The 17,837-nt window shown below is 73.9% G+C and carries 17 protein-coding genes; 11 read left to right on the top strand and 6 right to left on the bottom strand.

Going from position 1 to position 17,837, the window contains the following annotated elements:
* Positions 1-28 precede the first annotated feature (28 nt).
* The 3 genes from BJ999_RS30625 to BJ999_RS30615 are packed head-to-tail and all read left to right on the top strand — an operon-like array spanning position 29 to position 4,533.
* Positions 29-1,975 carry a WD40 repeat domain-containing serine/threonine protein kinase gene (locus tag BJ999_RS30625; RefSeq protein ID WP_179836477.1) on the top strand — a complete coding sequence of 649 codons (1,947 nt, stop codon included), beginning with the start codon at positions 29-31 and terminating at the stop codon, positions 1,973-1,975.
* A complete protein-coding gene (locus BJ999_RS30620; protein WP_179836476.1) occupies positions 1,975-3,786 on the top strand; it encodes a WD40 repeat domain-containing serine/threonine protein kinase in 1,812 nt (603 codons plus the stop codon). The genes BJ999_RS30625 and BJ999_RS30620 overlap by 1 nt, the downstream gene beginning before the upstream one ends.
* A 39-nt stretch (positions 3,787-3,825) precedes the next feature.
* On the top strand, positions 3,826-4,533 hold the full coding sequence (locus BJ999_RS30615; protein ID WP_179836475.1) for a helix-turn-helix transcriptional regulator: 708 nt from the start codon (positions 3,826-3,828) through the stop codon (positions 4,531-4,533).
* Positions 4,534-4,613: 80 nt separating this feature from the next.
* Here BJ999_RS30615 and BJ999_RS30610 read toward each other — a convergent pair whose 3' ends face one another.
* Both BJ999_RS30610 and BJ999_RS30605 read right to left on the bottom strand, forming a co-directional pair.
* Positions 4,614-4,916, bottom strand: a complete 303-nt coding sequence (locus BJ999_RS30610; RefSeq protein WP_179836474.1) for a hypothetical protein — start codon at positions 4,914-4,916, stop codon at positions 4,614-4,616.
* A 22-nt stretch (positions 4,917-4,938) separates the two neighbouring features.
* Positions 4,939-5,697 carry a L,D-transpeptidase gene (locus BJ999_RS30605; RefSeq protein WP_179836473.1) on the bottom strand — a complete coding sequence of 253 codons (759 nt, stop codon included), beginning with the start codon at positions 5,695-5,697 and terminating at the stop codon, positions 4,939-4,941.
* 93 nt (positions 5,698-5,790) lie between these two features.
* Between BJ999_RS30605 and BJ999_RS30600 the strand changes: the two genes are divergently transcribed.
* Together BJ999_RS30600 and BJ999_RS30595 are read left to right on the top strand one after the other, a co-directional pair.
* The gene (locus BJ999_RS30600) at positions 5,791-6,480 is read left to right on the top strand and encodes a response regulator transcription factor (RefSeq protein WP_179836472.1); all 690 of its coding nucleotides are present in this window, start codon (positions 5,791-5,793) and stop codon (positions 6,478-6,480) included.
* Between the two features lie 7 nt (positions 6,481-6,487).
* Positions 6,488-8,503: a sensor histidine kinase gene (locus BJ999_RS30595; RefSeq protein WP_229810141.1), complete on the top strand. Its 2,016-nt coding sequence runs from the start codon at positions 6,488-6,490 to the stop codon at positions 8,501-8,503.
* Positions 8,504-8,609: 106 nt separating this feature from the next.
* On the opposite strand, the gene BJ999_RS30590 is transcribed toward BJ999_RS30595, so the two are convergent.
* Both BJ999_RS30590 and BJ999_RS30585 read right to left on the bottom strand, forming a co-directional pair.
* Positions 8,610-8,975 (bottom strand): hypothetical protein, encoded by a 366-nt coding sequence (locus BJ999_RS30590; RefSeq protein WP_179836471.1) that lies wholly within the window; start codon positions 8,973-8,975, stop codon positions 8,610-8,612.
* A complete protein-coding gene (locus BJ999_RS30585) occupies positions 8,972-9,508 on the bottom strand; it encodes a hypothetical protein (protein WP_179836470.1) in 537 nt (178 codons plus the stop codon). The genes BJ999_RS30590 and BJ999_RS30585 overlap by 4 nt, the downstream gene beginning before the upstream one ends.
* A 334-nt stretch (positions 9,509-9,842) precedes the next feature.
* On the opposite strand from BJ999_RS30585, the gene BJ999_RS43780 reads away from it, so the two are divergent.
* Both BJ999_RS43780 and BJ999_RS30575 read left to right on the top strand, forming a co-directional pair.
* Positions 9,843-10,400: an RNA polymerase sigma factor gene (locus BJ999_RS43780; protein WP_179836469.1), complete on the top strand. Its 558-nt coding sequence runs from the start codon at positions 9,843-9,845 to the stop codon at positions 10,398-10,400.
* Positions 10,397-11,542, top strand: coding sequence for a CU044_5270 family protein (locus tag BJ999_RS30575; RefSeq protein ID WP_179836468.1), 1,146 nt, complete (start codon positions 10,397-10,399; stop codon positions 11,540-11,542). The genes BJ999_RS43780 and BJ999_RS30575 overlap by 4 nt, the downstream gene beginning before the upstream one ends.
* A 92-nt stretch (positions 11,543-11,634) precedes the next feature.
* On the opposite strand, the gene BJ999_RS30570 is transcribed toward BJ999_RS30575, so the two are convergent.
* Both BJ999_RS30570 and BJ999_RS30565 read right to left on the bottom strand, forming a co-directional pair.
* Positions 11,635-13,935: an ABC transporter permease gene (locus tag BJ999_RS30570; protein ID WP_179836467.1), complete on the bottom strand. Its 2,301-nt coding sequence runs from the start codon at positions 13,933-13,935 to the stop codon at positions 11,635-11,637.
* A complete protein-coding gene (locus BJ999_RS30565; RefSeq protein ID WP_179836466.1) occupies positions 13,932-14,606 on the bottom strand; it encodes an ABC transporter ATP-binding protein in 675 nt (224 codons plus the stop codon). Before BJ999_RS30565 ends, BJ999_RS30570 begins: the two co-directional genes overlap by 4 nt.
* Before the next feature lie 139 nt (positions 14,607-14,745).
* On the opposite strand from BJ999_RS30565, the gene BJ999_RS30560 reads away from it, so the two are divergent.
* The 4 genes from BJ999_RS30560 to BJ999_RS30545 all read left to right on the top strand — a co-directional run bounded on the left by BJ999_RS30560 (position 14,746) and on the right by BJ999_RS30545 (position 17,742).
* Positions 14,746-15,522 (top strand): sensor histidine kinase, encoded by a 777-nt coding sequence (locus tag BJ999_RS30560; protein ID WP_179836465.1) that lies wholly within the window; start codon positions 14,746-14,748, stop codon positions 15,520-15,522.
* Entirely contained in the window at positions 15,519-16,166 is a 648-nt protein-coding gene (locus BJ999_RS30555) for a response regulator (RefSeq protein WP_179836464.1), read from the top strand. The genes BJ999_RS30560 and BJ999_RS30555 overlap by 4 nt, the downstream gene beginning before the upstream one ends.
* A 247-nt stretch (positions 16,167-16,413) precedes the next feature.
* Entirely contained in the window at positions 16,414-17,004 is a 591-nt protein-coding gene (locus tag BJ999_RS30550) for a VOC family protein (RefSeq protein WP_179836463.1), read from the top strand.
* Positions 17,005-17,367: 363 nt separating this feature from the next.
* A complete protein-coding gene (locus BJ999_RS30545; protein ID WP_179836462.1) occupies positions 17,368-17,742 on the top strand; it encodes a VOC family protein in 375 nt (124 codons plus the stop codon).
* Positions 17,743-17,837: the final 95 nt, after the last annotated feature.

The following is a 17,837-nucleotide window of genomic DNA, read 5'->3' as shown; positions in this document are numbered from 1 at the left end:
TCACGGCTGAGTGGACCCGGGAGTCCCTTTGGAAGCGCTGCGCGAGGGCGATCCCCACCGGATCGGCCCGTACCGGTTGGAGGGGCGGCTGGGCGCCGGCGGCATGGGCGAGGTGTTCCTCGGCGTGTCGGCGGGCGGCCGCCGGATCGCGGTGAAGGTCATCCGCGCCGAGCATCTCGGCCGTCCAGAATTCCGGGCGCGGTTCGCGCGTGAGGTGGAGGCGGCCCGCAAGGTGGGCGGTTTCTACACCGCGCAGGTGGTGGACGCCGATCCGGAGGCGGACGAGCCGTGGATGGCGACCGCCTACATCCCCGGCCCGTCCCTGCGGGACGTCGCCCCGCTGCCTTCCGACGAGCTGCACCGGCTCGGTGCGGCGCTGGTCGAGGGGCTGGCGGCGATCCACGCGTGCGGGCTGGTGCACCGTGACCTCAAGCCCGGCAACGTCATCATGTCGCCGGACGGCCCGCGCATCATCGACTTCGGCATCGCCCGCGCCGTCGGCGCCGGAGCGCTCACCGCGGACGGCGCGGTCCTCGGCACCTACGCCTACATGGCGCCCGAGCAGGTGCTGGGCGAGCCCTGCGGGCCGCCCGCCGACGTGTTCGCGCTGGGTTGCGTGCTCGCCTTCGCCGCGAGGGGGCGCGGCCCGTTCGACACCGCGACGATCCCCGCCACCGTGCACCGCCTCCTCAACGAGCGGCCCGACCTGGACGGGCTGGCGGAGCCGCTGCGCCCGCTCGTAGCGGCCTGTCTGGCCAAGGACCCGGCCGAACGGCCGGCCACCGTCCGGATTCTCGCCCACCTGGCCGACCCGGACGCCGCGCCGGTGGCCGCCACCGCCGCACGCCCGGAGGGGCCGGACACCGAACGCACGGTGGAGCGCGGCACGACACCGTTCACCCGCGTGGCGGCCGCCGTCCGGCCCGCCGCCGGGATCCGGCGCCGGACGGTGCTCGTCGGCGCGGCGGCGACGGTGGCCGCCCTGGGAGTGCCGGCATTCCTGCTCGCCCGGGGCGGTGGGCGGCCTCCGGGGTCGGCGTCCGCACCGGCCGGCGACGTGATGATGCCGCCCGCCACCACGCTCGCCAAGGAAGGGCGACCGGTGGAGGACGTGGCGTTCAGTCCGGACGGCCGGATCCTGGCCTGCGGCGGGACGCTGGGGGAGACCGTGTACCTGTGGGACCCCGCCTCAGGCCACGTCATCCACGAGTTGCGCGCTCCCGCCGGGGTGGCCGCGATGGCGTTCACCCCGGACGGAAGGCTGCTGGCCACCGGCCACACGAACGCCACCGTCCGGCTGTGGGACGTCGAGTCGGCGGACACGCGACCGCCTCGCCCGCTGCGGACGCTCCGCGCCAGGGGGGCCCGCGTCAACGCTCTCGCGTTCAGCCCGGACGGCCGGACCCTCGCCGGGCCGGACCGGCTCTGGGACACCGCCACCGGAGGCGTTCTGGGCGACGTCTTCGGCGCTGACGGCGTGAACGCCGTGGCCTTCAGCCGGGACGGCCGTCGGGTCATGGCCGGGACGGACGGTTTCCAGGGCCGTGCCGAGCCGGGTTCGGTGCAGGTGTGGGACGTCCGCACCCGCAGCCCGATCGCCCACGTCGCCGACCAGGGGAAGAAGACGAGTTCGCTGGCCCTTGCCCCGGACGGCCGGACCCTGGTCACCGCGGGGGGCGGCGCCACGATCCGGTTGTGGGACGCCGCCCGGGTCCGCATCACCGGTGCCCTCGCCTCCGGCGATGCCGGTGACGTCACCGAGGTGGCCGTCAGCGCGGGCGGCGCGGTGCTGGCCGCCGCCGGCACCGACCACACCGTTCGGCTGTGGGACCTGGCGACCCGCCGGGTGACCGCGGCCCTTGCCGGGACCGGCGGAGCGGTCAGGGGACTCGCGCTCTCCACGGACGGCCGGACGGTGGCGGGCGGCAGCGAACGTCGCGGACAGGCCGCCGTGAACCTGTGGAGGCTGCGCTGATGGACCGGCTGCGTGACGGCGACCCCCGCCGGATCGGCCCGTACCGGTTGGAGGGGCGGCTGGGCGCCGGCGGCATGGGCGAGGTGTTCCTCGGCGTGTCGGCAGGCGGTCGGCGGGTCGCGGTGAAGGTCATCCGGGCCGAACACCTGAGCCGCCCGGAGTTCCGGGTCCGGTTCGCGCGTGAGGTCGAAGCGGCGCGGAAGGTGGGCGGCTTCTACACCGCGCAGGTGGTGGAGGCTGATCCGGAGGCGGACGAGCCGTGGATGGCGACCGCCTACGTCCCGGGCCCCTCGCTGCGCGAGGCCGCGCCCTTGGACGTCGCCGGGGTCCGCGCGCTCGGTGTCGCGCTGGCGGAAGGGCTGGCGGCGATCCACGCGTGCGGGCTGGTGCACCGTGACCTCAAGCCCGGCAACGTCATCATGTCGCGGGACGGCCCGCGCATCATCGACTTCGGCATCGCCCGCGCGGCCGAGGCCACCGCGCTGACGTCCACTGGCGCGGTCGTCGGCACGTACGCCTTCATGTCGCCCGAGCAGGTTCGCGCGGACACGGCGGGCCCCGCGTCGGACGTGTTCTCCCTCGGCTGCGTCCTGGCCTTCGCCGCGACCGGGCGCGGGCCGTTCGACGCCGCCGAGGTGCCCGGGATCGTCCACCGCATCGTCAGCGCCCCGCCGGACCTGACCGGAGTTCCCGCCGAGCTGCGGCCCGCGATCGCCGCGTGCCTGGCCAAGGAACCGCAGCGGCGGCCGTCGCCCGGCGAGGCGGCCCGGCTGCTGGCGGCGTCGCCCCGCGGGACGGGACGCCGCGCCGTCCTGGCCGGCGGAGCGGCGGTGGGGGCCGCGGCCGTCCTCGGGGTGCCCGCGCTGCTGTGGTGGTGGCCCGGCGACGCCGGAGGGGAGGGCGCCACACCGCTGAAGACGCCCCGGCCGGTCGTGCTCGCCGGTGGACCGGTCGCGACGGTCCGGCTCGCGTTCACTCCCGACTCGGCGACACTGGTCTGCGCGGGGGCCGGGCAGATCTGGCGGTGGACCGTCGCGACCGGCCGGGGAACCGCGCACGAGCTGGGCGGCGAGGGCGCCGACCAGCTCACGGCCCTCAGCGGGGACGGTCGGCTGCTGGCGACCCTGCGCGGGAACGGCCCGATCCAGCTCTGGGACGCGGCCACCGGCTCCCGCCGCCGGACGATCATGCCCGAGGGCAGGATGTTCACCAAGGCGTTCAGCGCCGACGGCCGCACGTTGGCCACCGTCGGCGCCAATGGCATCGAACTCTGGGACACCGCGACCGGCCGCCGCACCGGCACGTTCGCGCCACGGAGCGGTGGCACCTTCCACCTGGCCTTCGACGCGACCGGTGAGCGGATCGCCGCGGTCGGCAGCCGCGGCCACGTCCAGATCCACGATCTGCGGCCGGGCCGGGACATCGAGAACGCCGTGGCCGGGCCCGTCAATGTGCTGTTCACGTTCGCCCCGGACGGACGGACCGCCGCGACCGACGTCGTGGACACGACGGGCCGCGACGCGTACACGATCCGGATACTGGACCTGCGAGCGGGGACGCCGCGCCGGGATCTGGTGGGACACGAGGGAACCGTGCAGGCACTCGCGTTCAGCCCCGACGGCCGGGTCCTGGCCAGCGCGGCCGGGGACGGGACGATCCGGCTGTGGGAGACGGGCACCGGCGATCACTTCGCGACGCTGGAGTGGGAGAAGTCGGACGGGACGGCCCTGGCGTTCAGTCCGGACGGCCGCCTGCTGGCCGCCGGAGCGGGCAGCTCCAACGGAAGGGTGCGCCTCTGGCGCTTCTCGTAGCGCCCGGGGAATGTCGGAGCCGGCGCGTACGGTCGGCGCGTGAACCGCACCGACCGCTTGTACGCCTTGGTGGAGGAGTTGCGCGCGTGCGCCCCGCGCCGGGTCAGCGCGCGGGAACTGGCCGCGCGGTACGAGGTGAGCGTCCGCACGATCGAGCGCGACATCGGCGCGCTCCAGCAGGCCGGTGTGCCGATCTTCGCGGACGTGGGCCGCGGAGGCGGCTACACCCTCGACAAGAGCCGGACGCTGCCGCCGCTGAACTTCACCCCCGCCGAGGCGGTGGCCCTCGCGATCACCCTGTCCCGGGCCGGCGGCTCGCCCTACTCCCGGGCCGCACGCACCGCCCTGCACAAGATCGTCGCCGCGATGTCGGCCGCCGACAGTGCCTCGGCCCGCGAACTGGCCCAGCGCGTCCGCTTCCTGACCCCCGCCGAGGTCGACGATCCGGCGTCCGTGCCGGCCGTGCTGGAAGAGGCCATCCGGACCCGCCGGGTGGTCCGCCTCACCTACGTCGACCGGACGGGCACCGAGACCGAACGCGACGTGGAGCCCGTCACGTTCACCGCGTCCGGCAACGGCTGGTACCTGACCGCCTGGTGCCGCATGCGAGACGGAAGCCGCATCTTCCGCACCGACCGCGTCCGCCGCGCCGCCCTCCTGGAGGAGACCGCCCCCGACCGCCCCGTCGAGGCCATGCACGACGACATCCCGTCCGACTACACCGTCCGCCCCCTGGAGTTCATCTGAGAACACCGGCCCAGGGCCGTCGCGGCGCTTCCACGGCGGCAGGCCCGCACGACGGGAGACGTGCGGGCCTGCTGTCACGGTCAGCCGGTGTAGTTCGGCACCCTGGGGATGGCATTGCCGGGAGGCATGGCGGTCGGCGGCTCGCTGGGCCTCGGCAGGTTGCCGCCGGGGCGCTGGGGCGGGGTCGGGACGCCGGGGCGCTGGGGTGCCGGAGAGCCGGGGTGCTGGGGCGGGTTCGAGGCGCCGGGGTGCTGGGGCGGGGTCGGGACGCCGGGTGAGGTGGTCGGGTGGGGGGTGGCGGTGGCGGCCTCGGCGGCGGCCATCCCGGTGCCGGCCAGGCCGATGCCCAGCGCGACGGCCGCGATGAGGGACTTCAGATGCATCGATGTTCCTTTCGGTGTTGTTTCACTTCTTGACGACGACAGGCGTGCCGATCGCCAGGTTCTTGGCCATCCAGGTGATGTCGTCGTTGCCGACCCGCACGCAGCCGTGGCTGACCTTGCCGCCCAGCGCCGACGCCTTGTTCGTGCCGTGCACGGCGAGCTGCCCTGGGCCGCCGGCGAACGTCTTCAGCGTCGGCGAGAAACCGCTCAGCCCGAAGGCGTACGCGCCGTAGTCACCGTTGGGGTTCGGCGGTCGGACCAGCTCGGTGAAGTAGAAGCGACCGGCCGGGGTCGGGGTGCCGCCCTCGCCGGTGGCGACCTTGCCGGTGCGCAGCACCTTGTCGCCGTCGAAGACGGTGAACGTGAACGCCTTCGGGTCGATCTCCACGCGGTGGGGCGTCGACGACAGCTTCACGTCGGACGCCCTGACCCAGCCGGTGCTGCCGTTCGGCCGGATCGGCAGCAGCACCTTGAGCCACTCGCCGTCCTTGGCGTCGACGAGGAAGACCCGGGTGGCGCCCATCTCGTTGGGGCTGGACAGCTTCTTCCAAGTCGCGCCGTCGCCCTTCTGCTTGTGCACGGCGATCTGGCGGCCGCGCACGGTCGCTATCTCGGCACCGCCCTGCCGCCCTGACCGCTGTGGCTCGGCGGCGGCCGCCGGTCGGTCCGCATCGGACGGGCCGTCCCCTGATCTGCGGTTGTCCGACGAGCCGCAGCCGGCCAGCCCGGCGATCAGGCCGGCGGCGAGCAGGACGCCGGTGTGGATCTTGACTTGGCGCATGCCGCGAGATGCTGGCCGAGGAGTGTGAAGAACCTGTGAGGCCGATGTGATGATCCCGTGGTGCCGGGATCGGCTTGGCTACGCTCAGGCCCCATGTGCGCGAATGTCCTGGTCGCGGAGGACGACCCCAAACAGGCGGAGCTGCTGCGCCTCTATCTCCAGCGCGAGGGGCACTCCGTGGTCGTCGTCCACGACGGGCGGGCCGCGATCGACGAGGCTCGCGCGCGCCGCCCCGACATCGTGCTGCTGGACGTGATGATGCCGGGGGTCGACGGCCTCGACGTGTGCCGCGGGCTGCGCGCCGAGTCCGACGTCCCGGTGCTCATGCTGACCGCCCGCTCGACGGAGGACGACCTGCTGCGCGGCCTCGACCTCGGCGCCGACGACTACGTCACCAAGCCCTACAGCCCGCGCGAGCTGATGGCCCGGGTGCGCACGCTGCTGCGGCGGACCGGGCGGGGGAGCGGCGAGCAGGTGTACCGGGTCGGCGGCATCACGGTGGACCCCGAACGGCACACGGTCCTCGCGGACGGGCGCGAGGTCGAGTGCACGCCCGCGGAGTTCCGCCTCCTGGAGGCGCTGGCCGAGCGGCCGGGCCGGGTGCTCACCCGGGTGCAGCTCCTGGAGCACCTGCACGGCTTCGACCGCTTCATCACCGAGCGCACCGTCGATGTGCACGTGAAGAACCTGCGCAAGAAGATCGAGCCGCAGCCGCGGCGGCCGGTCCGGCTGTGCACCGTGTACGGCGTCGGATACAAGCTGGTCGGCGACCGTGCGCCATAGCCTGCTCGTGCGACTGGTCGCCAGCTCGGTACTGATCGCGGTGTGCTCGATCGTTGCGACCGCGTGGCTGGCGGCGCGCAGCACGTCCGGCGAGATCCGGCAGCGGCAGGGCCGGACGCTCGCTCGCGACGCCCGGATCAACGACGCGCTGCTCGGCTACGCGGCGAGCCACCCGCATTGGGACGGCGTCGGGGAGACCGTGCGCGGGCTGGCCCGGCAGAGCGACCAGCGGGTCGCGCTGGCGACCGAGGACGGCACCCGGATCGCGGACTCGGCGGCAGGCCGGCCGCCGCTGCCGGCGCGCCCCTCGGCCGTCGTCGACCCGCTCGCCGTCGACGTCTCGCTGGGGCCCGGTGCGGCCACCGACCGGATCGACGCGCGTGCGGCCGGCCCGTTCCGGCTGCCGGATCCCGAGCGGGTGCGGCTGCGGCGGGAGGTCGACGCGCAGGCGGCGTGCCTGCGCCGCGAGGGCCAGCGCGCCACGGTCGTCGTCGGGCCCGGCGGCCGCCCGTACCTCCGCCGCGAGGGCGGTCCGACCAGCCCGGCACCGGGCACGAACCCTCCGGGCGCGCCCGTCGGCGCACCATCCGGACACGGTCCTTCAACATCGCGAGCCGCGCTTGCGCGACCGTCCGGTGGCGGAGCGTTTCGGCTCGCCGAAGTCGCCGAGACGCCGTCGGCCGCGGTCCCGCCGACGCCGAGACCTTCCTCGCCGACCGAGCCCGTGGAGAAGTCGCAGCAGCCGGGGAACACGCCCGGCGCGCCGCCCGGCGTGCCGACCCGGGCGCCCGGCGCGCAGACCGTCGCGCCCGGCGGCAGGCCGGCGGACCGGCCCACCGCGGAGCCGGAGCCCGCGGTGCCGCCCGCGTCGTGCTCGCCGGACGCACCCGGGCCGACCACGACCGAGAAGCGCGCGCTCACCCAGCTCGCCGCCCTGGTCCGGCAGTGCCGCGGAAGCCAGGTCGACGTGTGGCTGGACGAGACCGGCACGCCGGCCGCTCCGGCGTCGGCCGCCGAGTGCCTGGCCACCGCGCGCCGCACCCAGCTGAAGTCCTACGTCGCGCCGGCCGCGCTGCTCTACATCGGCTCGTCGGAGGACCGCACGCCCGCCATCGACCCGTACGGCATCGCGGGGGTCACCGCGGTGATCCTCGTCCTGGCGGTCGGGATCAGCGTCCTCGTCGCCACCCGGCTGGCGCGGCCGGTGCGGGCGGTCACCGCGGCGGCCCGGCGGATGCGGGCCGGCGACGGCTCGGCGCGGGTCGCGATGCGCGCCAAGGGCGAGGTCGGCGAGCTGGGCGCCGCGTTCAACGAGATGTCCGAGCACCTGGACCGCATGGAGCGGCAGCGCAAGGCGATGGTCAGCGATGTGTCGCACGAGCTGCGCACGCCGCTGAGCAACATCCGGGGCTGGCTGGAGGCCGCCCAGGACGGCGTGGCCGACCTGGGCCCGGCGCTGACCGCTTCGCTGGTCGAGGAGGCCACGCTGCTGCAGCACATCGTCGACGACCTCCAGCAACTCGCGCTCGCCGACGTGGGCAAGCTGCGGCTGCACCCCGAGCCGGTCGACGTGGCCGATCTGGTCGAGCAGATCGCGACCGTCTACCGGGCCGCGGCCGAGGCCGCCGAGCTGGTGCTGACCGCCGAGGTGACCGGTCGGCCGCACCTGGACGCCGATCCGGTACGGCTGCGGCAGGCGGTCGGCAACCTGCTCGCCAACGCGGTCCGCTACACGCCGGCCGGCGGACGGGTGGGCCTGAGCGCGCACGCCGACGGCGACGACGTGCTGATCGAGGTCGCCGACACCGGGCCGGGCATCGCGCCCGAGCACCTGCCGCACCTCTTCGACCGGTTCTGGCGGGCCGAGAAGTCGCGCAGCCGGCAGACGGGCGGCAGCGGACTGGGCCTGGCCATCGTGCGGCAGCTGGCCGAGGCGCACGGAGGCTCCGCCGCGGTGCGCAGCGCGCCGGGCCAAGGCGCGACGTTCACCCTGCGACTGCCCCGCGCACCGGACCACGCCTAGCCACCCGCCGCTCCCCGAGGCGCGTCTCCACAGGTCAGCGCCTCGGGGTCCGGTGCGGAGGAGGGTCAGGAGGGAGGGACGCGATCCGGCCCCTGGCCGGTGGTGCTCAGCACTCGCGGAGCGAGTAGGGGTTGAGGCCGCCGCCCCACAGCCAGGCGTGCCCCTCCCAGCCGTACCGGATCTTGACCCAGTCCGACCTGGTCCGGCCCCAGGAGGTCATCTGCGAGCCGTCGGTGATGTGGCACAGGGCGCTGGCCTCCGCGGGCGGCATGATCGAGCCGATGATCCTGCCCGGCGGGACTCCCGGAGCCCCCGGATCTTCCCGCACGTGCAGGGGCCTGGCCCAGTCGCCGACGGTGACCCGGTCCGCGCGAGCGCGGGCCGGAGAGTCGGCGACCGCGGCCGAGGGCGCCGCCACGGCCGACAGCGCCAGCGCCGCGACCATTCCGGCCCCGGTTCGCCAGGGGTTCATTGACCCTCCTCGCGTTCCCGGCAGCCGCAGGTCTTGCCGTCCGCGCCGCGGTCGGTCTTGATCCTCGGGCACCCGCAGAGGCACGGGCGGATGACTTCGTGGGGGTTGAGCCCGGGGTCCCACAGCCAGGCGGTGCGCTCCCCACCTAGGTCGATCTTGACCCAGGTCGAGCCGGTCCTGCCCTCGAAGGCGGTGATCGTGGCGCCCTCGGCCGCGCAGAGGGCCATGGCGCCGTCCCCCGGATGCTTCGCCCCGATGATATTTCCGGGCTGGCCGCCCGGCCAGCCCGGATGATCCCGGATGTTGAGACGGGGTTTCGCCCACTGGGCCACCTTGACGCGGTACACGGGGGGCGCCGCCGACACGCCGGACGGGACGCTCCCGGCCGCCGCTTCCGGCGGGGCCGCTGACCGGTTCACCGAGCCACCGGCGGCGGAGGCGGCCTGGCCGCTCGCGCCGAACGGGGCCGCCGCGAGCAGGCCCACCGCCGCCGTCAGGGTCGCCGCCCTGGTCAGAGGACGTTGTTTCCTCATGTGTGCACTCCTGCCTCGAAAGTGGCTCTCGGACCGGAGCCGCGAGAACCGTTCGAGTCCAGAGTCACCTTGCGTGCGGGGGAAAGCACAGAAGGTGGCACGCGCACGCCACTCCTTGAAGCGTCAATCGCCGTCCCGCCGGCCATCGAGCGCCGGCGCATCCATCGTGGACGGTCAGCCTTGAGGCAAGGCGCGTCTACCCGGCCGTCCAGGCAGGACGCCGCGCGCCCGTTGCCGTGGCGCGATCGCCGAAGGACTTCCGGGCCCGCGAGGTAATCCGCCGTGGCCTTCTCGGACTTCTCGGCGTACCGGCTCCGAGAAGAGAGGAGGTGGCGTGGACGAGCAAGAGGCCCGATTCACCCGCCTCTACGAGACGTACTACCGCAACGTGTTCGGCTACGTCGTGCTGCGGGTCTCCTCCCAGGCCGCCGAGGACCTGACGGGCGAGGTGTTCACCGTCGCGTGGCGGAAGATCGACGAGATCCCCGACCAGGCGCTGCCGTGGCTGCTGGGCGTGGCCAGGAACCTGGTCCGCCAGTCGCACGGCGCGGCGGGCAGGGCGCGCGGCCTGGTCGACCGGCTGGCCGGCCTCACCACCGACGCCGACCTGCACGCCTGGGACGTCGCCGACCACCTCATAGCCCGCGACCAAGCGCTGACCGCCCTGCGGGCCCTTTCCGCCAAGGAGGCCGAAGCGGTCACCCTGACCGCCTGGCACGGGCTCGAACCCGCGGAGGCGGCCCGTGTCGCGGGCTGCTCCCGCACCGCGTTCGTCGTCCGGTTGCACCGGGGGCGCCGGCGGCTGGCCAAGGCGATCGAGGCGTCCCAGGAGAGCACCGCGCGAGCGCACGGACGCGCCCCGCGCCCGCGAGTCATCCAGGAGAAGCAATGAAGCAGGACGAACTCGACGATCTGATCGTCGCCCTGAAGCCCGCGGCGGTCGCCGAACTGGCCGACGACGCCTACGCGCGTCGTCCCGACGCGGCGCGGGTCCGTGCGAGCGCCGGCGCCTCGACCGTGAACCGGGGCGTGGTCCCGGCGCGACGACCGGTCCGGCGGCTGGCCATCGCCGCCGGCGTGACCGCCGTGGCGGCGGCCGCGGCGGCGCTGGTCGTCGGCCTGCCGTCAGACGGCCCCGGCCCCGGCCCCGGCCCCGGCCCCGGCGCTCGACACGACGAGACGATCGACACCCGCGCATTCCTGCTGGCCAGCGCGAAGACGGCCGCCGAGCAGCCCGCCGCCCGCGGGGCCTGTTGGTACAAACGGACCCGCATGTGGCAGGACATCATGCCCTTCAAACCCGGCCCGGGCGTACCGACACCTCTGGGCAAGCCCCAAAGGTTCCAGGCGCGGACCGCGAGCAGCGCCGAGGACTGGGCGTGCACTGGGGGCGGGACCGGCATGCGCTTCCGTTCACACGGACCGCTGGACATCAAGGTCACCTTCCCCACGAAGAAGGACGAGGCCGCCTGGAAGGCGGCGGGCTCGCCCCCGCTCGACGTCAACGGCGGCACGACCGCCTCGAAACCGCTCACGGTCACCTACGGCAAGCGCTCGCACCTGGTGAACCCCACCATCGGGTCCCACGAGATCGAATGGAAGACGATCGCGAAGCTGCCGGCGACCGAGAGCGCCCTGGAGAGCCACCTGCGCAAGCTGTGGCGGCAGGACCGCCGGGGCGGCGCGAACGGCTACACCGCCCCGGCCGACTTCGGCCAGTACGTCTTCGTCAGCGCCTGGGACCTGTTCATGGCCCCGACCACGCCCGGCACCCGGGCGGCCCTCTACCGGATCCTGGCGCGCACCCCGTCCGTCCGCGTCACCGGCCAGGTCAAGGACCGACTGGGCAGGCCCGGCGTGGCCATCACCGCCCAGGGCACCAGCGTGCGGCTGGTCGTGGACCGTACGAGCGCCCAGCTCCTCGACTTCGAGGACCAGTACGCCGCCCTCCCCGGCAAGCCGGCTGGCAGTGAGTACCTGGCCTTCGAGAGCCAGGGGTGGGTGAACAAGATCGGAGCCGCCCCCGCCCGCTGACCGGCGACGACCGCGGGGACGCCGCACACCGCGGCGTCCCCGCCCCTCGCCTCCGTCCGCCCACCCGGGGCCGGCTGCCCCGGGTGGGCGGGTCACTCCGAGCGCAGGGCCGCAGCCGTCTTGATCCGGGACGCCCGGCCCGCCGGGATCAGGGCGCCGAGCAGGGCGATCGCGATGCCTGCCAGGACGGACAGGAGCATCAGCGGCCAGGGGAAGGTCTCCATGAGGCCATAGGGGAGGATCAGGCCGCCTGTGTCGGCCATGGCCGGCAGCACCACATGGTGGGCGGCCAGCCCCAGCGGCAGTCCGATGAGTCCGCCGACCAGGCCGAGCACGGCCATGGAGGCGAGCACGACCGTCAGGACCTGCCGCGGTGTCGCGCCCAGCGATTTCAGGACGCCGAAGTCGCGCGCCCGATCCTGGGTGTTGAGGATCACCGTGTTGAACACCCCGAGCCCGGCGACCGTGGTCAGCCCCAGGGTCAGCAGGGTGAGGAGCCCGAGGAGGATCACCTGGCCGGATTCGATGCCCTCGGCGGCCGGCTCGGCCGGGACCCCGTCCGCCCTGAGCGCGGCGGCGTAGTGCTCCGGGGAGGTGCCGGGGGTGAGGGTGACCTCCAGAAGAGAGGTCACCATGCCGGAGCGCGGGCCGGAGGATCTCGGGGACGCCGCAGGCTTCCCGCGGTCGACGAGCGAGGTGAGGGACGCCCAGTCCGTGAGGACGGTGTCGCCGCCGTCCACGAGCGCCGTCCCGACGATCCGCAGTGCGGCCTTCCTGCCGTCCGCGGTCACGACGACGGTGTCGCCGACCTTCTTGCCGCCGGTCTTCAGGAACGGGTCGCCCACGACGGCCTCACCCGGCCCGCCGAGCCAGCGGCCGTGCACCATCCGGTAGCCGTGCCGGTCGGTGACGTCCCCCTGGTAGGCCTTGACCTGCACCGGCCGGTCGAACCCCGGCACGTGGACCTGCTCGAAGCGCGTGACCGCGACCTTGGCGGTTCCGGGCCGCCCGGCCAGTGAGACCGGCCGTCCGCCGTCGACGGGGACCAGGACGTGGACGGTCTCGGTGAGCTCCGCGTCGGCGAGGTAGGCGCTGAGGGACCGGTTGAGGCCGGCGGCGAACGTCACCGCCGCCACTCCGAACGCGACGGCGGTGACGGTCAGCGCGGTACGGCCCGGCCGGGCGAACGGCAGGCCCAGGCCCAGGCTGACCGGGCGCGACAGCCGCGTCCGGGCCAGCGCCCGCTGCACCCGCAGGGCCCGGCCCCGCCGCGTCGCGGCGCCCGCGCTGACCGCGACCGCCGTCGGGATCCGCCCGGCCCGGACGGCCGGCACCAGCGCGGTGACGACGGCGACCGCGAGCACGCCCGTGAAGGCCAGGACGTCCACCCAGGGCGAGACGCCGGTGGCGGTCGGCAGGTCGAACGAGTCGCCCAGCGTGGTGGTGACCGTCCCCGCCAGGACGTTGCCCGCGGCGATTCCGATCAGGCTTCCCAGCACCCCGGGTATCGCGATCATCACCAGGTAGACGCCGGTGACCTGCGCGGGGGTGAAGCCGAGGGACTTGAGGACGCCGATGTGCCGGAACCCCGACACGACGGCGCCGCTGACCACGTTGGCGATGACGAGCACCGCGACGAGCAGCCCGGCGATCCCGAACGCGATCAGGAACGGGATGACGGTCGTTCCGGCCTCGGTGGCCTGCTGCCGGGAGACGAGATAGCTCTGGCTCGCGGTCGCCGGCAGCCCGGCGGTGACCGCGCCGGGCGGGGTGGCCGGGTCGGCGAGCCGGTAGAGCATCTGGAGGCCGTCCGGGGCGGTCAGCTGCCCGGGCGCCACCCACGCCTGGGAGGACCGGGTGATCGACCGGCCGATTCCGACGATGGTGAAGGTCCGCCCGTCGCCGAAGGTCACCTTTTTCCCGATCGGGTCGAACGGGAACCGCGCGTAGTCGGTGCCCAGCACGATCTCGCCGGGCGCGCCGGCCCAGCGGCCGCTCCTGAGCGTCAGGCGGTCGACCGGGTCGTCGGCGCGGCCGGTCCGCTCGGTGACCGTGAAGGGGCCGGGCGGGAGCAGCCCCGGACGCGTCCGGTCGGTCTCCTCCGGGATGTTGACGACCTGCGAGCGGTACGGGCCGCCCGCCGCCGTCACGCCCGGCCGGGACGCCGACGCCGCGACCTGCGCGGCCGTCGCCTTCGCGGGGTCGTAGGAGACCGTCAGATGTGCGCCGTGCTGCCGCGCGAACGCCTTGTCGTACGGGCCGTCCACGGTGGCGAGCAGGCCCAGCGCGAGCACGACCGTCCCGGTCGACACCAGCAGCACCAGCGTGATGATGGTCGTCTGCAGCCTGCGCCGCCGCACCGCGAACCGCGCGGCCTGCCACACCGCCCTCACCGGGTCACCTCGGCGGCCACGCGGCCGTCCTCGAACGCGACGACCCGGTCGGCGACCCGGGTGGCCAGCCGCTCGTCGTGGGTGACGATGAGCAGGGTCTGGCCGATCTGGTTGAGGTCCAGCAGCAGGTCCATGACCTGTTCGCCGGCCCGCGAGTCGAGCGCGCCCGTCGGCTCGTCGGCCAGCAGCAGGGCGGGCCGGTTCATCAGCGCGCGGGCGACGCCGACCCGCTGCCGTTCCCCGCCCGACAGCACCACCGGGTAGGCGTTGCGGCGATCGGCGATGCCCAGCTCGTCGAGCAGCTCCATCGCGCGGGCCTGCGCCTGCTTGCGCGCGGTGCCGAGCAGCTGGGCGGCCAGCATCACGTTCTCCAGCACCGGCAGGTCGTCGAGCAGGTTGAAGAACTGGAAGACCATGCCGATGCGGCGGCGCCGGTACCGGGCCAGCTCGGCCTCGCCCATGTCCGTGATGTCCTCCCCGCGCACCACCACCGTGCCCGACGTGGGCCGGTCCAGGCCGGCGATCATGTTGAGGAGGGTCGACTTGCCCGACCCCGACGGGCCCATCACCGCGACGGCCTGACCGGCCTGGATGTCGAGGCTCACCCCGGCGAGCGCGGCGGTCTCGCCGTACTCCTTGCGTACGTCCATCAGCTGGACCATCGGCTCCATGACCGTGACGGTACGAGCCGCGCCACCGCCCGCGCGTCGGGTCCTGGATGTAAGTACGGGGCCGGGTCATCCGAGGGATGTACGGTCGTGGGCCGCCAGAATGATGCGTTCCGCCCGGGTCTGGCGGCAGGATGGGCGGATGCTGCCCGCGTGGCTCGTGCCCCTCCTCGCCGCGGTTCCGTGCACATGGGCTCTGTGGGAGCGGCGCAGGCGCCGCGCCGAGCTCGGGGCGCGAACCTGGCTGCTGGAACGTGAACGCGAGGGCGCCGCGCGCCGGGCCGTCGATGAGGAGCGGGCCCGGGTGGCCCGGGACCTGCACGACATCGTCAGCCACAGCGTCAGCGTCATGGTCGTGCAGGCGGGCGCCGCCCGGCACGGTGTCGACGGCGAGGCCGAGGACGCGCTGCTGGCCGTCGAGCGGACCGGTCGGGAGGCGATGACCGAGCTGCGGCACCTGCTCGGTGTGCTCGCGCCCGCCCCGGACGGCGACGGTGAGGCGTTCACCCCACAGCCGTCGCTGGCGCACCTGGGGACCCTGGTCGACCGGATCGCGTTCGCGGGCCTGCCCGTCGATGTGCGGGTGACGGGCGAACCGTGCCCGCTGCCCGCCGGGATCGACGCGACCGGATACCGCATCGTCCAGGAGGCGCTCACCAACGCGCTGAAACACGGCACCCCGGGGGCGACGGCGGAGGTGACGGTGAGTTACGGGAGGCGGAACCTGCGGCTGGAGGTCCTCAACACCGGCCCGAGCGTGCTCACCGGGACGGGCCAGGCCCCGACCGAGAGCAGGGGCGGCCGGGGCCTGTCCGGGCTGCGCGAACGGGTCGCGGTGTACGGCGGCGACCTCGACGCGCGGCGGCGGCTGGGCGGCGGCTACCGGGTGCGGGCGCGGATCCCCCTGGAGCGGCCGTGACGCGGGTGCTGATCGCCGACGACCAGACACTGGTGCGCGGCGGGTTCCGGATGATCCTCAGCAGGTCCGGGATCGAGGTGGTCGGGGAGGCCGCCGACGGGCTGGAGGCGGTGTCCGCCGCGCGGCGGCTGCGGCCGGACGTGGTGCTGATGGACATCCGCATGCCCGGGATGGACGGTCTGGAGGCCACCCGCCGGGTCCTCGCCGACGACCCGGCGTGCCGGGTGCTGATCCTGACGACCTTCGACCTCGACCGGTACGTGTACTCCGCGCTCGCCGCGGGCGCGAGCGGTTTCCTGCTGAAGGACGTCACCCCCGAACACCTCGTGGCGTCGGTCAAGCTGGTCGAGACCGGGGACGCGCTGCTCGCCCCCTCCATCACCCGCCGCCTCGTCGAGCGATTCGCCCGCCCCGCGCCTGCGCCCCAGGGCCTGGACGTCCTGACCCCGCGCGAGAAGGAAGTGCTCCGCCTGGTCGGCGGCGGCCTGTCCAACACCGAACTGGCCGCCCACCTCCACCTCAGCGAGGCGACGGTCAAGACCCACGTGACCCGCATCTTCGCCAAGCTCGGCCTGCGCGACCGAGCCCAGGCGGTCGTGGTCGCCTACGAGTCGGGCCTGGTCGTCCCCGGCCCTCCCGAGTGACCGAACATGATGCACCGACGTGTACCGGATTCTGAAGGGTTCCCGGAATGGCGCAGCCGGTCGTCGTGAATCGGTACGGGTCAGGAGCGGGGCCTTGTGCTCAGGGGATCTTGGTCGGCAGGGTGGCCGGGGTGTGTGCTGATCTCGGTCCGGGCGACTTGTGAGGCGGGTGTCTCGCCGCTCCCGAATGGCATGCCGGCAGCGGTGACGACAGCAGGCGACGGGTTCGACAACCTTGGGGAATGGAATGCTGACCGGGATCGTGATCGACGCGCTGGATGTCGCGCGTATGGAACGCTTCTGGCAGGACGCGACGCGGGGCCGGACGGACGGCCTGCGGCTGCGGTTCGTGCCGACGGCGAAGCCGAAGGCGGGCAAGAACCGGCTCCACCTCGACCTGGCCGGAGGGCCGGACTGGGAGGCCGAGGTGACGCGCCTGCTCACACTCGGTGCGACCCGGGTCGACATCGGGCAGGGGGACGTTCCCTGGGATGTGCTGGCTGATCCAGAGGGAAACGAGTTCTGCGTGCTGCGTCCCGGGCACCCCGGAGTGCTTGCAGATTCCGGCCTCGTCGCGATCTGCCTTGACGTGGCCGAGGAGGACCGCTGCGCGCAGCCGTCCTTCTGGGAGTCCCAGGCCGACTGGCACGCGGTCGAATCCCACGACTGGGGCGTCCGGCTTCGACGGAGGCCCACCAGCACGGTCTCGCTGGTGATGGGGCCGCCTGCGGCGCCGAAAGCGGCGCGGAACAGGCTGCGACTGGAGGTCGCCCATCGCGACCGCCGACCCGGCGAGTTCCTCGACGCCGGCGGTAACGAATTCCACGTCACAGACTGATCCCCGGCTACCCCGTCGTACGTGCTGTGCTCGGCGTGGTGACGCTGCCGGGCGTTCAGGGTCGGGAGCGAGACCGTCTGCAACGTCATCACCCCCACGACCTCGGGTGACGGCGGCTGGGTGACGGTTAGCCTGCCGGCCGGGGCGGGTATTCCCTCACGTCAAGGGGGAAGACGGCACCGAGACCGGGCGCGGGATGCGGATCGTCGAAGCTCTCTCGAAGCGCCGGGGGTTCCGGGCGGACGGGGACCGCACGGTCGTGTGGGCGGAGTTCCGCTTCGAGAACTCGTTCGGAAACTCCGACAGGGGGCTGTCGCGGGACTCTTCCACGCTGGTGCCAGCAGCGTTCGAAGGAGAGGCTCAATGACTGTTCCCGCGTTCAACACCGTCACGTGGTTCCAGGTCGGCACCGACGCGCCGGAGGAGGCCCGCCGCTTCTACGGCGACATGTTCGGCTGGAAGTTCGCGATCGACCCGGACGGCGACGGCTACGACCTGGTCAGCTACCCGGGCGCCGACGCGCCGTCCGGCGGCGTCTCCTACGAGCCGGACGCGTCCCGCAACCACGCGATGTTCCTGGTCCTCGTGGAGGACGTCGGCGCCGTCTGCGACCAGACCGTGAAGTCCGGCGGCAAGGTGGCCATGCCCGCCATGACCAACAGCAACGGCCTCACGTTCGCCTACTTGCAGGACCCGTCGGGCAACACCTTCGGCGTCTTCACGCCTCCGTCGTCCTGACGTCGGACGTGAAAGGGCCCCGGGGAGGCGAGAACCTCCCCGGGGCCCTTTCGCGCGAGCCGGTGATCGCGGCCTACACCTCCGCGATCACCGTG

It is taken from the genome of Actinomadura citrea, from assembly GCF_013409045.1.
GTDB lineage: Bacteria > Actinomycetota > Actinomycetes > Streptosporangiales > Streptosporangiaceae > Spirillospora > Spirillospora citrea.
Note: the sequence above shows the minus strand (reverse complement) of the source record. Positions and strands in the feature narration are given on the sequence as shown.